Genomic DNA, 17,520 nt, shown 5'->3' on the forward strand with positions numbered 1-17,520 from the left:
TCAAGAACACCAACCGCGACCCCTCGAACCGCGCATCCGCCACCCACTCCTGGAGCAGCGACAACACCCGACCCGACTCCGCATGCACAGCCCCCGGCACATCGGCGGCCTCCGCCACCGAGCACGGCACCACCACGACCCCCGGGACCACACCGCCCTCAGCAGCCGCAGCCCGCAGCATCGCCAGATCAGCGAACGCCTGCGAACCCTCACCCAGCACCAGCCAGTCATCGACCACACCGGCCGAACCATCCACCGGCACCACCGACCACTCCACCCGGAACAAGGCATCGCGGGTGACGTCCTGGGTCGTGTCGAGCTGTTCGCGGTTCACGGCTCGCAGCGCCAGGCCGGTCACCGAGGCGACCGGTTCTCCCGCGGCGTCGGCGATGGTCAGGGCCACCTCCCCGCCCCGGGTGGGCGCGAGGCGTACCCGGAGTTCGGTGGCGCCGACGGCGTGCAGGGACACACCCGACCAGGAGAACGGCAGGCGTCCTTCGCCGCCGCCCCCGGCCTCCGTGCCGCCGAGCCCCAGTGCGTGCAGCGCCGCGTCCAGCAGGGCGGGGTGCAGGCCGAACCGGCCGCCCTCCGCCTGGGCGCTTTCCGGCAGCGCGACCTCGGCGTAGACGTCACCGTCCTTCCGCCAGGCGGCGCGGAGCCCCTGGAACACCGGACCGTAGCCGAAACCGGCGTCGGCGAGGCCCTCGTACAGCCCCTCCATCGCGACCTGCTCCGCCCCGGCCGGCGGCCAGGCGGTCAGGCCCTGCGGAGCGTGTTCCGCTCCGGTCGTGAGCGTTCCGGTGGCGTGGCGGGTCCACGGCAGCTCGGTGTCCGCGCCCTCGGTCCTGGAGTGGAGCGCGAGGCTGCGGCGTCCCGCCTGATCGGCGGCGCCGACCGAGAGCCGGAGCTGCACGGCGGTGTGCTCGGGCAGCACCAGCGGTGCTTCCAGGGTCAGTTCGTCGACCCGGTCGCAGCCGACCTGGTCACCGGCGCGCAGCGCCAGTTCCACGAACGCCGTGCCCGGCAGCAGGACGGAGCCCATGACGGCGTGGTCCGCGAGCCAGGGGTGCGTGGCCAAGGAGAGCCGGCCGGTGAACAGGAAGCCGTCCGAGTCGGGCAGTTCGACCGCCGCGCCGAGCAGCGGGTGGTCGGTCGCGCCGAGTCCGGCCGAGGTGACGTCACCCTGCGAGCGGCCCGCGTCGAGCCAGTAGACGGCACGCTGGAAGGCGTACGTCGGCAGGTCGACGCGCCGGGCGCCGGTGGGGGCGTAGAACGCCCGCCAGTCGACGGGGACGCCCCGTACATGCGCCGTGGCGAGCGCCGAGAGCAGCGTCCCGGCCTCCTCGCGGCCGGCGCGGAGGGCGGGCGCGAAGACGGCCGCGTCCGCCTCGCCGGTCAGGCACTCCTGGGCCAGGGCCGACAGGACCCCGTCGGGGCCGAGTTCCAGGTACGTCGTGACCCCGGCCGCCTCCAAGGCCCGGACACCGTCCAGGAATCGCACGGCCTCGCGGACGTGACGTACCCAGAAGTCCGCCGAACCCATCTCGTCCGTGACCAGCGCACCGGTCAGGTTCGAGACAACCGGGATACGCGGAGCCTCGTAGGAGATGCCCTCCACGATCCGCCGGAAGTCGTCCAGCATGCCGTCCATGTGCGGCGAGTGGAACGCATGGCTCACGCTCAGCCGCTTGGTCTTACGACCCTGCTGCTCGAAGTGCTCGGCGATGGACACCGCGTCCGCTTCGTCACCCGCGACCACGACCGACTGCGGACCGTTGATCGCCGCGATGCTCACCCGGTCGCTGAGCAGCGGAAGGACCTCGTCCTCCGACGCCTGCACGGCGATCATCACGCCACCGGTCGGCAGCGCCTGCATCAACCGGCCACGAGCCGCCACCAACCGGCACGCATCCTCCAGCGAGAACACCCCGGCCACATGCGCGGCCGCGATCTCACCGATCGAATGACCCGCCAGGAAGTCCGGCTTCACGCCCCAGCTCTCGACGAGCCGGAACAGCGCCACCTCGACCGCGAACAGCGCGGGCTGGGTGAACTCCGTACGGTCGAGAGCAGCGGTGTCCGACCCGAACAGCACGTCCTTCAGCGGCAGGTCCAGGTGCGCGCACACCGCATCCAGCGCCTCCGCGAACACCGGGAACGCCTCGTACAACTCACGACCCATGCCCAACCGCTGGCTGCCCTGTCCCGTGAACAGGAACGCCACCTTGCCGGCCACCGGCGAACCGGTGACGACGGCGGCCGACGAGCGGTCCTCAGCCAGCGCGGTGAGCGCGTCCCGGAAGCCGTCGCGGTCCTGGGCGACGACCGTCGCGCGCTGGTCGAAGACCGCCCGGCCGGTGGCGAGGGAGTAGCCGATGTCGGCGGGCGTCTCCGAGGGGTGGGCGTCCAGGTGGGACAGCAGGCGTGCGGCCTGGGCGCGCAGCGCGTCGGGGGTCCTGGCGGAGAGGTTCCAGGGGAGGGCGGCCGGGGCCTGTTCCGTGCCGGCGCGTGCGGGTGCGGGAGTGTCGGGGCCGGCGTCGGCCCCGGCGTCGGGGGCGATCTCGATGATGGCGTGGGCGTTCGTACCGCTCATGCCGAAGGAGGACACGCCGGCGCGGCGCGGGCGGCCGGTGTCGGGCCAGGCGCGCTGTTCGGTGAGCAGCGAGACCGCGCCCGCCGACCAGTCCACGTGGGGGGACGGTGCGTCGACGTGCAGGGTCTTGGGCAGCACGCCGTGGCGCATGGCCTGGACCATCTTGATGATGCCGGCGACACCGGCGGCGGCCTGGGTGTGGCCGAAGTTGGACTTGATGGAGCCGAGCCACAGCGGGCTGTCCTCGGGCCGGTCCTGGCCGTAGGTGGCGAGCAGGGCCTGGGCCTCGATGGGGTCGCCCAGCCGGGTGCCGGTGCCGTGCGCCTCGACGGCGTCGACCTCGGCGGCCGACAGGCCCGCGTTGGCGAGGGCCTGGCGGATGACGCGCTGCTGGGAGGGGCCGTTGGGGGCGGTCAGGCCGTTGCTGGCGCCGTCCTGGTTGACGGCGGTGCCGCGGACGACCGCCAGGACCTGGTGGCCGTTGCGGCGGGCGTCCGACAGGCGCTCGACGAGGAGCATGCCGACGCCCTCGCCCCAGGCGGTGCCGTCGGCGGCGGCGGCGAACGGCTTGCAGCGGCCGTCGCTCGCGAGGCCGCGCTGGCGGCTGAACTCGGTGAAGACGTCCGGGGTGGTGATGATGGTGACGCCGCCCGCGAGGGCCATGTCGCACTCGCCGTTGCGCAGTGCCTGGGCGGCGAGGTGCAGGGCCACCAGGGAGGAGGAGCAGGCGGTGTCGACGGTGACGGCGGGGCCTTCGAAGCCGAAGGTGTACGAGACGCGGCCGGAGGCGATGCTGCTGGAGCCGCCGGTGCCGAGGTAGCCCTCGACGCCTTCGGGGACGGTGTTCAGCCGGGACACGTAGTCGTTGTGCATCTGGCCGACGAACACGCCGACCTGTTCGCCGCGCAGGCCGGTCGGGTCGATCCCGGCCCGCTCGAAGGCCTCCCAGGAGGTTTCCAGCAGCAGGCGCTGCTGCGGGTCCATGGCGAGGGCTTCGCGCGGGTTGATGCCGAAGAACGCCGGGTCGAAGTGGTGGGCGTCGTAGAAGAAGCCGCCCTCCCTGGCGTAGGAGGTGCCGGGGCTGTCGGGGTCGGGGTCGTAGAGCGCCTCGGTGTCCCAGCCGCGGTCGTCGGGCAGGTGGGAGATGCCGTCGCGGCCTTCGGCGAGCAGCTCCCACAGGTCCTCGGGGGTGCGGACGTCGCCGGGGAAGCGGCAGCTCATGGCGACGATCGCGATGGGGTCGTCGGCCTCGACGGCGGTGGCGGCGACCCGCGGGAGGGCGGCGGCCGCCTCGGAGCCGAGGAGTTCGTCCAGGAGGTGGCCGGCGAGTGCGGCGGGGGTCGGGTAGTCGAAGACCAGGGTGGCGGGCAGCCGGATGCCGGCGGTCGCGCCGAGTCTGTTGCGGAACTCGACGGCGGTGAGCGAGTCGAAGCCGAGGTCCTTGAAGGCGCGGGTGGGTTCGACGGCGTCGGGGGTGGCGTGGCCGAGGACGGCTGCCACCTGGTTGCGTACGAGGTCGAGGAGGAGCGGGTCGCGCTCGTTCTCGGGGAGGCGTACGAGCTGCTCGACGAGCGGGGTGCCGCCGCCGGTGGCGGTGGCTTCGACGGCCCGGCGGAGCGGGGTGCGGACGAGGCCGCGCAGCAGCGCGGGGACCATGCTCGCGTCGGCCTGGCGCAGCGGCGCGAGGTCGAGCTGCATGGGTACGAGGTGGGCGTCGCCGAGGTGCCGGGCGGTGTCGAGGAGTGCGAGTCCTTCCTCGCTGGACAGGCCGAGGACGCCGGACCGGGTCATCCGGTCCTTGTCGGCGGTGTCGAGTTCGCCGGTCATTCCGCTGGCCTCGGCCCACAGGCCCCAGGCGAGGGAGGTGGCGGCGAGGCCGTGGGCCTGCCGGTGGCGGGCGAGGGCGTCGAGGAAGACGTTGGCGGCCGCGTAGTTGGCCTGGCCGGCGCCGCCGAAGGTGCCGGCGGCGGAGGAGAACAGGACGAAGTCGGCCAGGTCGAGGTGGCGGGTCAGTTCGTGCAGGTGGAGGGCCGCGTCGGCCTTGGGCCTGAGGACGTGGTCGACGCGCTCGGGGGTGAGGGCGTCGACGACGCCGTCGTCGAGGACGCCGGCGGTGTGGATGACGGCGGTCAGCGGGTGCTCGGCCGGTACGGCGTCGATCAGGGCGGCGAGCGCGTCGCGGTCGGCGGCGTCGCAGGCGGCGATCGTGACGTCGGCGCCCAGCTCGCGCAGTTCGGCGGCGAGTTCGGCGGCGCCGGCGGCGGCCTCGCCGCGGCGGCTGGTGAGCAGCAGGTGGCGGGCGCCCCGGGTGGTGACGGCGTGCCGTGCGACGAGTGCGCCGAGGGTGCCGGTGCCGCCGGTGATGAGGACGGTGCCGGCCGGGTTCCACTCGGCGGGCAGGGTGAGCACGATCTTGCCGACGTGGCGTGCCTGGCTGAGGTAGCGGAACGCCTCGGGGGCCTGCCTGAGGTCCCAGGCGGAGACCGGTACGGGGCGCAGGGCGCCGGTGCGGAAGAGGGCGAGGAGCTCGGTGAGCATCTCCTGGATGCGGTCCAGGCCGGCCTCGGTGAGGTCGAAGGCCTGGTAGGTGACGCCGGGGTGGGCGTCGGCGACGTCCTGCGGGGAGCGGACGTCGGTCTTGCCCATTTCGACGAAGCGTCCGCCGCGCGGCAGGAGCCGCAGGGAGGCGTCGACGAACTCACGGGCGAGCGAGTCGAGGACGACGTCGACGCCGCGTCCGCCGGTGGCGGTGCGGAAGGTGTCCTCGAAGTCGAGGGTGCGGGAGGAGGCGATCCGGTCGTCGGTGAGTCCGAGGCCGCGGAGGGTGTCCCACTTTCCGGGGCTGGCCGTGGCGTACACGTCGGCGCCCCAGTGGCGGGCGAGCTGGACGGCGGCCATGCCGACGCCTCCGGCGGCGGCGTGCACGAGGAGCGCTTCGCCGTCGCGCAGTCCGGCGAGGTCGTGGAGCGCGTAGTACGCCGTCATGAAGACGATCGGTACGGCGGCGGCCTCGGCGAAGGTCCAGCCCTCGGGCATGGGGGCGATCATGCGGCGGTCGACGACGGTGAGCGGGCCGAACGCGCCGGGCAGCATGCCCATGACGCGGTCGCCGGGGGCGAGGTCGGTCACGCCGGGTCCGGTCTCCAGGACGACGCCGGCGCCTTCGCTGCCCATGAGGCCGGGGTCGCCGGGGTACATGCCGAGGGCGTTGAGGACGTCGCGGAAGTTGAGGCCGGCGGCGCGGACGGCGACGCGGACCTGGCCGGGCTCCAGGGGTGCTTCGGACTCGGGGCTGGGGACGAGGGTGAGGTTGTCGAGGGTGCCCTTGTCCTCGATGTCCATGCGCCAGGCGGTCCCGTCCTGGGGCGGGGTGAGCCGGGTGGTGGCGGGGACGCGGGCGAGCCGGGGGGCGTGGACGGTGCCGCGGCGGAGGGCGAGTTGCGGTTCGCCGCCGATGAGGGCCGCGCGGAGGGCCTCGGCGGAGGCGGGGTCGGTGTCGAGGTCGGCGAGGACGAACCGGTCGGGGTTCTCCGACTGGGCGGTACGGACCAGGCCCCACACGGGTGCGTGGGTCAGGTCGGCGAGGTCCCAGTCGCCCTGGGTGGCGACGGCGCCCCGGGTGACGAACACCAGGCGGGAGGCGGCGAACCGGTCGTCGGCGAGCCATGCCTTGACCAGGCCGAGGGCCTGGTGGGTGGCGGTGTGGACGTCATCCGCGAGGGTGCCGCCGGTGGTGCCGGAGGTGTGGTCGACCAGGACGTACGCGGGTGCCGGGGCGCCCGCGTCGAGGGCGGCGCGCAGGCCGTCCAGGTCGGGGTGGGTGCGGCCGGGCAGGGTGGTGGTGGGCGCGCCGATGACGGCCCAGTCGTCGGTGGTGGCGTCCTGGCCGGCGGGGGCGGTCGGCACGGTGGCCCAGTCGACGCGGAACAGCGACTCGTGGTGTGCGGGCCGGGTGCCGCCGAGCTGGTCGGCGGAGACGGGCCGCAGCATCAGGTGGTCGACGGCGGCGACGGGTGCGCCGGTGGTGTCGGCCACCTGGAGGGTGAGCGAGTCCGGGCCGTCGGGGGTGAGGCGTACGCGCAGTGCGGCGGCGCCGACGGCGTGCAGGGACACCCCGCGCCAGGAGAACGGCAGCCGGCCCTGCCGGTCGCCGTCGGGGGACGGCTGGACGAAGGTGGCGTGCAGGGCGGCGTCGAGCAGGGCCGGGTGGAGGCCGAAGCGGGCGGCGTCGGACTGCCGGTCGTCGGGCAGGGCGACCTCGGCGTACACGTCGTCGCCGTGCAGCCAGGCGGCGCGGAGTCCCTGGAAGAGGGGGCCGTAGGCGAAGCCGCCCTGGCCGAGGTGTTCGTAGAGGCCGTCGACGCCGACGGCTTCGGCGCCGGGCGGGGGCCAGGCGGACAGGTCGAAGGCGGGGCGCGGGGCGCCGGTGGCGAGGATGCCGCCGGCGTGCCGGGTCCAGGGCTGGTCGGCGGGGGCGTCCGGGTCGCTGGAGTACAGGTCCAGGGTGCGGCGGCCCGCCCCGTCGGGGGCGCCGACCACGATCTGGAGCCGTGCCGCGGTGTGCGGGGCGAGGACCAGGGGGGCTTCGAGGGTGAGCTCTTCGAGGAGGTCGCACCCGGCCTGGTCGCCGGCGCGGATGGCGAGTTCGACGAAGGCGGTGCCCGGCAGCAGGACGGTGCCCATGACGGCGTGGTCGGCCAGCCAGGGGTGGGTGTCCAGGGAGAGGCGGCCGGTGAAGAGGAGGCCTTCGCCGTCGGCGAGGGCGACGGAGGCGCCGAGCAGCGGGTGGTGGGCGGCGCCCAGACCCGCCGATTCGACGTCGCCGACGTGGCCCTCCGGGGCTTCGAGCCAGAACCGTTCGCGCTGGAAGGCGTAGGTGGGCAGCTCGACGCGGCGGGCGCCGGTGCCGGCGAAGTAGGCGTCCCAGTCCAGCGGCACGCCGCGGGTGTGGATGGCGGCGACGGCGGCGGTCAGGGCGTCGGCCTCGCCGCGGTCGTGGCGCAGCGCCGGGACGAACACGGCGGCGTCGGCCGGGTCGGTGGTGTCGGGCAGGCAGTCGCGGCCGAGGCCGGACAGGACGCCGCGCGGGCCGAGTTCGAGGTAGGTGGTGACGTGTTCGGCGTCCAGGGTGCGGATGCCGTCGAGGAAGCGGACCGCTTCGCGGACGTGGGAGACCCAGTGGTCGGCGGTGCGCAGTTCGTCGCCGGCGACGCGGCCGGTGAGGTTGGTGACGACGGGGATGACGGGCGGGTGGTAGGTGAGGGTTTCGGCGACCTCGCGGAACGCGTCGAGCATGCCGTCCATGAGCGGCGAGTGGAAGGCGTGGCTGACGGTGAGCCGCTTGGTGCGCCGGCCGCGCCGCTCGAACTCGGCGGCGATGTCCAGGGCGAGCGTCTCCTCGCCGGAGACGACGACGGCGGACGCGGAGTTGACGGCGGCGATGCCGACGCGGTCCTCGTGGCCCGCGAGCAGCGGCAGGACCTCCTCCTCGGTGGCGGTGAGCGCGATCATCGCGCCGCCCTCGGCGAGTTCCTGCATGAGGCGGCCCCGGGCGGCGACGAGGGTGGCCGCGTCGGTGAGCGAGAGGACGCCCGCGACGTGCGCGGCGGTGATCTCGCCGATGGAGTGCCCGCTGACGAAGTCGGGGCGTACGCCCCAGGACTCGACGAGCCGGTAGAGCGCGGTCTCCAGGGCGAACAGGGCGGGCTGGGTGCAGCCGGTCCGGTCGAGGAGGCCGCTGTCGTCGGTGAACAGCACCTCCTTGAGGGGCTGTTCGAGGTGCGGGTCGAGGGCGGCGCAGACCGCGTCCAGTGCCTCGGCGAAGACCGGGTAGGTGTCGTACAGTTCGCGGCCCATGCCGGGGCGCTGGCTGCCCTGTCCGGTGAACAGGACGGCGGTCCGGCCGTCGGCGGTGGGGTGGCGGACGACCCGGGCGTCGTCGTGTCCTTCGGCGAGGGCGGTGAGCCCGGCGAGGAGTTCGTCGCGGTCGTGGGCGACGACGGCGGCGCGGCGGTCGAGCGCGGTACGGGTGGTGGCGAGGGAGAGCGCCACATCGGCGGGGGCCGCGTCCGGGCGCTGCCGGAGGTGGTCGGCCAGTCGTGCCGCCTGGGCTCCCAGCGCCGCGGGGGTGCGGCCGGAGAGGGTGAACGGCAGCGGTGCGCCGGCCGGGAGGCCGGTGGGCGTGGGGGTCGCCGTGTCGTCGGCGGGCGGCTGCTCGATGATGACGTGCGCGTTGGTGCCGCTGACGCCGAACGAGGAGATGCCCGCGCGGCGGGGGCGGCCGGTGTCGGGCCAGTCGGCGGCCTCGGTGAGCAGCGAGACGGCGCCGGCGGACCAGTCGATGTGCGGGGAGGGTTCGCCGATGTGCAGCGACGGCGGCATGACGCCGTGGCGCATGGCGAGGACCATCTTGATGATGCCGGCGGCGCCGGCGGCGGCCTGGGTGTGGCCGATGTTCGACTTGATGGAGCCGAGGCGGAGCGGGCTGTCCTCGGGGCGGCCCTGGCCGTAGGTGGCGAGGAGCGCCTGGGCCTCGATGGGGTCGCCGAGGGTGGTGCCGGTGCCGTGCGCCTCGACGGCGTCGACGTCGGCGGTGGTGAGGCCGGCGTTGGCGAGGGCCTGGCGGATGACGCGCTGCTGGGAGGGGCCGTTGGGGGCGGTCAGGCCGTTGCTGGCGCCGTCCTGGTTGACGGCGGTGCCGCGGACGACGGCCAGGACCTGGTGGCCGTTGCGGCGGGCGTCGGAGAGGCGCTCGACGAGGATCATGCCCGCACCCTCGGCCCAGCCGGTGCCGTCCGCGTCGGCGGAGAACGACTTGCAGCGGCCGTCGGTGGCGAGGCCCCGCTGGCGGCTGAAGTCGATGAACGTGTCGGGGGTCGACATGACGGTGACGCCGCCCGCGAGGGCCATGTCGCACTCGCCGTTGCGCAGGGCCTGGGCGGCGAGGTGCAGGGCCACCAGGGAGGAGGAGCAGGCGGTGTCGACGGTGACGGCGGGGCCTTCGAGACCGAGGGTGTAGGAGATGCGGCCGGAGGCGACGCTGCCGGCGGTGCCGGTGCCGAGGTAGCCCTCCAGTCCCTCGGGGACGGCCGGGAGCCGGGTCAGGTAGTCGTGGTACATGACACCGGCGAACACACCGGTGCGGCTGCCGCGCATGGACGCCGGGTCGATCCCGGCCCGCTCGAAGGCCTCCCAGGAGGTTTCCAGCAGGAGCCGCTGGTGCGGGTCCATGGCGAGGGCTTCGCGCGGGTTGATGCCGAAGAAGTCGGCGTCGAAGTCGGCGGCGTCGTGGAGGAAGCCGCCTTCGCGGGTGTAGGAGGTGCCGGCCCGGCCGGGGTCGGAGTCGTACAGCGCGTCGAGGTTCCAGCCGCGGTCGGTGGGGAACGGCGATATCGCGTCGGTGGAGCCGGCGACGAGCTGCCACAGCTCCTCGGGGCTGGTGACGCCGCCGGGGTAGCGGCAGCTCATGCCGACGATGGCGATGAGGTCGTCGTCGGGGCCGGTGGTCGCGGCGACCGGCGCCGCGTCCACCGCGTCGCCGAGGAGTTCGCCGCGCAGGTGGGCGGCCAGGGTGTGGGGGGTGGGGTAGTCGAAGACGAGGGTGGCCGGGAGCCGCACCCCGGTGGCGGAGCCCAGCCTGTTGCGGAGTTCGACGGCGGTCAGCGAGTCGAAGCCCAGCTCCTTGAAGGCGCGGCTCGGGTCGACGGCCTCGGGGCCGGGGTAGCCGAGGACGGCGGCGACCTGGACGCGGACGGTGTCCAGCAGCAGCCGGTCGCGTTCGGCGGCGGTCAGCGGCAGCAGCCGCTCGGCGAGGCCGCCGGCGGGCGCGCCGTCCGGGGTGTCGGCGGCGGCCCGGCGCGCGGGGGCGCGGACGAGGCCGCGCAGCAGCGCGGGGACCATGCTCGCGTCGGCGTGCCGCAGCGACGCCAGGTCCAGGTGCATGGGGACGGCGGTGGGGTCGCCGACGGCGCGGGCGGTGTCCAGCAGCGCCAGGCCCTCGGCGGAGGACAGGGCGGCGACTCCGGCGCGGGAGATCCGCTCCAGGTCGGCGTCGGCGAGGTCGGAGGTCATACCGCTGCGTTCGGCCCACAGGCCCCAGGCGAGCGCGGTGGCGGGCAGCCCCTCGGCGCGGCGGCGCTGGGCGAGCGCGTCGAGGAAGGCGTTGGCGGCGGCGTAGTTGGCCTGGCCGGGGCCGCCGAGGGTGCCGGCGGCGGCGGAGAACAGCACGAACGCGGCGAGGTCGGCGTCGCGGGTCAGTTCGTGCAGGTGGACGGCCGCGTCGAGCTTGGCGGGCAGGACCCGGTCGACGCGCTCGGGCGTGAGCGCCTCGAGGATCCCGTCGTCGAGGACGCCGGCGGTGTGGACGACGGCGGTCAGCGGGTGCTCGGCCGGTACGGTGCCGAGGAGCGCGGCGAGCGCGTCGCGGTCGGCGGCGTCGCAGGCGGCGATCGTGACGTCGGCGCCCAGCTCGCGCAGTTCGGCCGCGAGTTCGGCGGCGCCGGCGGCGGCCTCGCCCCGGCGGCTGGTGAGCAGCAGGTGGCGTACGCCGTGGGCGGTGACCAGGTGCCGGGCGACGAGGCCGCCGAGGGTGCCGGTGGCGCCGGTGACCAAGGCGGTGCCGTCCGGGTCGAGGGCGGGCGCCTCCTGGCCGGGTACGGCGGCGACCCGGGCGAGCCGGGGCACCAGCGCGGCGCCCTCGCGGAGGGCGAGCTGCGGTTCGGTGGTGGCGAGCGCGGCGGGCAGGGCGTGCAGGGACTCGGGGCGTCCGTCCACGTCGAGCAGGACGAAGCGGTCCGGGTGCTCGGACTGCGCGGAGCGCAGCAGGCCCCACAGCGGGGCGTGCGCCAGGTCGGCGACGTCGGACGCGGCGGTGGTGGCGACGGCGTCACGGGTGACGAACACCAGGCGGGAGCCGGCGAGGCGGTCGTCGGCGAGCCAGGCCTGGGCGAGGTCCAGGGCGCGGTGGAGCGCGTCCCGGGCGGCGCCGGGCAGGTCGGTGCCGACGGGGGTGCGCTCGGCGGCACCGGAGAGGGGGAAGGGGACGACGACGGCCTGCGGGACGGGGCCGCCCGCGTCCAGGGACGTGCCGAGCGCGGCGAGATCGGCGTGGACGGTGGCGGTGGGCAGGGCGGTGGCGTACGGGGTGTCCGGGTCGCCGAGCAGCGCCCACTGGCCGGCGGCGACGGTGAGGGCGGCCGGGAGGGGCACACCGGTCCAGTCGACCCGGAACAGCGACTCGTGGAAGGCGGTGCGCGCGGCGTGCACCTGGTCGGGCGAGACGGGCCGCAGCAGCAGCGCGTCGACGGAGGCGACGGGCGCGCCGGTCTCATCGGCGAGGGCCACCGACACCGTGTCGTTGCCGGCGGGCGCGAGCCGTACGCGCAAGGCCCGGGCGCCGACGGCCCGGAGGGTGACACCGCTCCAGGAGAACGGCAGCCTGCCGTGCTCGGTGTCCTCCAGGAGGGAGCCGATGCCGACGGCGTGCAGCGCGGCGTCCAGCAGCGCGGGGTGCAGGCCGAACAGGGCGGCCTCGTCGTGGGCGGCGCGGGGCAGGCGGACCTCGGCGAACACCTCGTCGCCGCGCTGCCAGGCGGCCCGCAGGCCCTGGAAGACGGGGCCGTAGGCGAACCCGGAGCCGGCGAGGTAGTCGTACAGGCCCTCGACGTCGACCTCGGTGGCGCCCTTCGGCGGCCAGCTCGTGAGGTCGGTGCCGGCGGGTTCCCGGCCGGCCGGGGCGAGCACACCGGTGGCGTGCCGGGTCCAGGTGCCCTCGCCCCAGGTGTCGTCGGCGGCGTCCTCGGGCCGGGAGTGCAGGGTCAGCGAGCGGCGGCCCTCGGCGTCGGGAGCGCCGACGGCGAGCTGGATCTGCACGCCGCCGTGCGGGGGCAGCACCAGGGGCGCTTCGAGGGTGAGTTCGTCCAGCAGGCCGCAGCCGGTGTGGTCGCCCGCCTGGAGCGCCAGCTCGACGAAGGCGGTGCCGGGCAGCAGGACGGTGTCCATCACCGTGTGGTCGGCGAGCCAGGGGTGGGTGGCCAGCGAGAGGCGGCCGGTGAACAGGTGCCCGTCGCCGTCCGCCAGCGCGATGGCCGCGCCGAGCAGCGGGTGGTCGGCGGAGCCGATGCCGGCGGCGGTGACGTCGCCGCCCCAGGCGGTGGGCTGCTCGGGCCAGTACAGCTCGCGCTGGAAGGCGTACGTGGGCAGGTCGACGCGGGTGGCGCCGCGCCCGGCGAAGACGGCGGACCAGTCGACGGGGACGCCGTGGACGTGGACCCGGGCGACGGCGGTCGCGAAGGCGGCCGCCTCGGGGCGCTCGCCGCGCAGGACGGGCACGAAGACGGCGTCCCGGTCGGTGACGCACTCCTGCGCCAGGGCGGTGAGCACTCCCCCGGGGCCCACCTCGACGAAGGTGGTCACGCCCTGGTCGGCGAGCCGGCGCACGCCGTCGAGGAAGCGTACGGCCTCGCGGACGTGACGCACCCAGTAGTCGGGGCGGCAGATCTCCTCAGCGGTGACGGAGGCGCCGGTCAGGTTGGAGATCAGGGGGATGACGGGCGGGGCGTACGCGACGGACTCGGCGACCTCGCGGAACGCGTCGAGCATGCCCTCCATCAGGGGCGAGTGGAAGGCGTGGCTGACGGTCAGCCGCTTGGTCCGGCGGCCGCGCCGCTCGAACTCGGCGGCGAGCGCCGCGGTGGCGTCCTCGTCGCCCGAGACGACGACGGAGCGGGGGCCGTTGACGGCCGCGACGCCCACCCGGTCGGTGAGCAGCGGCGCGACCTCGTCCTCGGTGGCCTCGACGGCGATCATGGCACCGCCGGCCGGCAGTGCCTGCATCAGCCGGCCGCGGGCGGCGACCAGCCTGGCCGCGTCGGGGAGGGTGAGGACGCCCGAGACATGGGCGGCGACCAGCTCGCCGATGGAGTGGCCGATGAGGAAGTCGGGGGTGACGCCCCACTGTTCGAGCTGGCGGTGCAGGGCGACCTCGACGGCGAACAGGGCCGGCTGGGTCCAGGCGGTCCGGTCGAGCAGGTCCGCCTCGGGGGTGCCCTCCTCGGCGAACAGCACGTCGTACAGCGGGCGTTCGAGGTGCTGGTCCAGTTCGGCGGCGACCTCGTCGAGGGCGCGGGCGAAGCCGGGGTGGCCGGCGTACAGTTCGCGGCCCATGCCGAGGCGCTGGCTGCCCTGGCCGGAGAAGAGGAAGGCGGTCTTGCCCTCGCCGGTGGCGCCCAGGACGTGGTCGGTGCCCTGTTCGCCGGCGGCGAGCGCCGTGAGGTCGGCGAGCAGGCCGTCGCGGTCGGTGCTGAACAGCACGGCCCGGCGGTCCAGCGACGAGCGGCTGGTGGCCAGGGAGAAGCCGAGGTCGGTCAGGCCCGCGGCGTCTGCGGCGAGGTCGGGGTGGGCGCGCAGGTGGGCGGCGAGCCGGTCGGCCTGGGCGCGCAGCGCGGTGTCGCTCTGGCCCGACACCAGCAGCGGTACGGGACCGGTGGCGCCCTCGGCGGGCCGCTCGCCGGGGGCCGTCGCGTCGCCGGGGGCGCCGTCCGGGTCCACGGCGGGCGGGGCCTGCTCGATGACGGTGTGGGCGTTGGTTCCGCTGACGCCGAAGGACGAGATGCCGGCGCGGCGCGGCTGGCCGGTCTCCGGCCACGGCACGGCCTCGGTCAGCAGCCTGACGTCACCGGCGTCCCAGTCGACGTTCCCGGACGGCCGGTCGATGTGGAGCGACTCGGGCAGGACGCCGTGGCGGATCGCCTGGACCATTTTGATGATGCCGGCGACACCGGCGGCGGCCTGGGTGTGGCCGATGTTCGACTTGATCGAGCCGAGCCACAGGGGGCGGCCGTCGGGCCGGTTCTGGCCGTAGGTGGCGAGGATGGCCTGCGCCTCGATCGGGTCGCCCAGCGTCGTGCCCGTGCCGTGCGCCTCGACCACGTCGACCTGCGCGGGGGTGAGCCCGGCGTTGGTGAGCGCCTGGCGGATGACGCGCTGCTGCGACGGGCCGTTGGGGGCGGTCAGGCCGTTGCTCGCGCCGTCCTGGTTGATCGCCGAGCCGCGCACCACGGCCAGCACCGGGTGCCCGTTCTTCCGGGCGTCGGAGAGCTTCTCGACGAGCAGCATGCCGACGCCCTCGCCCCAGCCGGTGCCGTCGGCCCCGTCGGCGAACGGCTTGCAGCGGCCGTCGGGGGCGAGCCCGCGCTGCCGGCTGAACTGCACGAACGCACGCGGGCTCGACATGACGGTGACACCGCCCGCGAGCGCCAGCGAGCACTCGTCGTTGCGCAGCGCCTGCACCGCGAGGTGCAGGGCGACCAGCGAGGCGGAGCAGGCGGTGTCGACGGTGACCGCCGGGCCCTCGAGCCCGAAGGTGTAGGAGAGGCGGCCGGAGACGACGCTGGCGGCGTTTCCGGTGAGGAGGTACCCCTCGACGCCCTTGGGCACCTCACGCAGCAGTTCGGGATAGTCCTGGCCGTTGGTGCCGATGAAGACACCGGCCTTGCTGCCGCGCAGCGTGGCCGGGTCTATTCCGGCTCTTTCGAACGTCTCCCAGGAGGTTTCCAGCAGCAGGCGCTGCTGCGGGTCCATGCCGAGGGTTTCCCGCGGGCTGATCCCGAAGAACGCGGCGTCGAATTCGCCGACACCGTCGAGGAAACCGCCCTCACGGGTGTAGGAGGTGCCCTGCTGGTCGGGGTCGGCGTCGTACAGCGACTCGATGTCCCAGCCACGGTCGGTGGGGAAGTCGGTGATCGCGTCCCGGCCCCCGGCGACCAGGTCCCACAGGTCCTCCGGCGACTCGATGCCACCGGGGAACCGGCAGCTCATGCCGACGATCGCGATCGGCTCCGGCTCCTGGGCCTCGACCTCGCGAAGGCGCTGCCGCGTCTGATGCAGATCGGCCGTCACCCGCTTCAGGTAGCCGAGGATCTTGTCCTGATCTGCCATTGGAACCTCACCCATGCTTATCGTCACAAACCCTTGCGCCTGCTACTGCCTGCTGTCCGCCGTACTAAATTCCGAGCTCTTTCTCGATGAAGTCGAAGAGCTCGTCCGGCGTGGCCTCCTGAAGCTTTTCGGTCACGGCCTCGCCATGTGAATCGGTGTGCGGTTCACCCCATTTCGCCAGGAGGGCCTGCAGACGCAGCGCGATGTCGGTACGTGTGTCGCCGTCGGAATCGTCCGGATCGAGTACGGAGAGCGCGGACTCCAGCTTCTCGAGTTCCGCGATCCCCGGGGCGGCCCCGCCACTGCCGTCCTGGGTGATCTCGGCCCGGAGGAATTCGGCCAGCACCGCCGGGGTCGGGTGGTCGAACACGAGCGTGGCGGGGAGCCGCAGCCCGGTGGCGGCGTTGAGGCGGTTACGCAACTCCAGCGCGATCAGGGAGTCGAAGCCGAGCTCCTTGAACGCGCGTCCCGCGCCCACCTCGTCGGTCGTGGGGTGCCCCAGCGCGGTGGCCGCGTGGGAGCGGACCAGTTCGAGCACGGCCAGGGCCTGCTCGGCCTGCGGCATGACGGCGAGCCGTGCCCGCAGCGCCTCGGCCGGGGAGTGCTCCCCGCCCGCCTCGCCGCCGGCCGCCGACGCCTCGGCGAGCCGCCGCACCTCGGGCAGATCGGCGAGGAAGGGGCTGCGCCGTACGGCGGTGTAGCCGGGCGCGAACCGCTCCCACTGGATGTCGGCGACGGCCACGGCCGCCTCCGTCCGGTCGAGGATCTGCTGGAGGGCGCCGATCGCCGAACGCGGCGCCATGGCGGGCACCCCGCCCCGGTCCAGCCGCTCGCCGATCGCACCGCCCGCGGCGAGCCCGCTGTCACCCCAGCGGCCCCAGGCCACGGACGTCGCGGCCAGCCCGTCGGCGTGCCGCTGCTCCGCCAGGGCGTCCAGATAGGCGTTGGCGGCCGCGTAGTTGCCCTGACCGGCGTCGCCGAGCGTGCCGGCCACACCGGAGAAGAGGACGAACGCGGACAGGTCCAGGTCGCGGGTCAGCTCGTGGAGGGTGAGCGCCGCGTCCGCCTTGGGGGCGAGCACGGTCGCGAACCGCTCGGGCGTCAGCGCGTCGATGACACCGTCGTCGAGGACACCGGCCGTGTGCATCACGGCGGTCAGTGGCCGGTCGGTGGGTATGGCGTCGAGGAGGGTGGCGACGGCGTCGCGGTCGGCCATGTCGCAGGCGGTGATGGTGACCTGGGTGCCCAGTGCGGTGAGTTCGTCGCGCAGTTCGGTGGCGCCGGGGGCGTCGAGGCCCCGGCGGCTGGTGAGCAGCAGGTGCTCGGCGCCGTTGCCGGCGAGCCAGCGGGCGACGTGGGCGCCGAGGGCTCCCGTACCGCCGGTGACCAGCGTCGTGCCCTGTGGCTTCCAGGTGCGTGCGGCGGGGGTGTCGGACAGCGGGGCGTGCGCCAGGCGCCGGCCGAACAGGCCGGAGGCACGCAGCGCGACCTGGTCCTCGGCACCGTCACCGGCCAGAACCCCGGCCAGGCGGTCGAGCGTACGGGCGTCGGGACCGGCCAGGTCGACCAGACCGCCCCAGCGGTCCGGGTACTCCAGTGCCGCCGTGCGGCCGAAGCCCCAGACGAGCGCCTGCGCCGGGTCCGCCGTCCTCTCCGAGCGGGACACCGAGACGGCACCGCTCGTGAGGCACCACAGCGGGGCGTCCACCTCGGCGTCGCCGAGGGCCTGGACGAGCGCGGAGGTGGAGAGCAGCCCGGTGTGCGCGCGGAGCGGGGTGCCGCCGTCGCCGGCGAGGGCGAGGAGGGACACCACACCGGTCGGCGCGCTGTCGGCCGCCGTCTCCTTCAGCAGCGCGGCGAGCTGTTCCCGGCCGGTGGCGGCCGGGACGGTGACGGTACGCACCTCGGCGCCGCGCTCGGCCAGCGACCGGAGCACGGTGTCGGCCAGCCCGGAGCCGGTCTCGGGAACGGCCACCAGCCAGGTGCCCGAC

General features: G+C 74.8%; 2 protein-coding genes. Both read right to left on the reverse strand.

Features of this window, described 5'->3' with window-relative positions:
• On the reverse strand, positions 1-15,529 hold a 15,529-nt coding region (locus tag ACF068_RS32005), incomplete at its 3' end, for an SDR family NAD(P)-dependent oxidoreductase (protein WP_392277821.1).
• Positions 15,530-15,593: 64 nt separating this feature from the next.
• On the reverse strand, positions 15,594-17,520 hold a 1,927-nt coding region (locus ACF068_RS32010; protein WP_392277822.1), incomplete at its 5' end, for an SDR family NAD(P)-dependent oxidoreductase.

The organism is Streptomyces sp. NPDC016309, from assembly GCF_043077235.1.
Classification (GTDB): domain Bacteria; phylum Actinomycetota; class Actinomycetes; order Streptomycetales; family Streptomycetaceae; genus Streptomyces.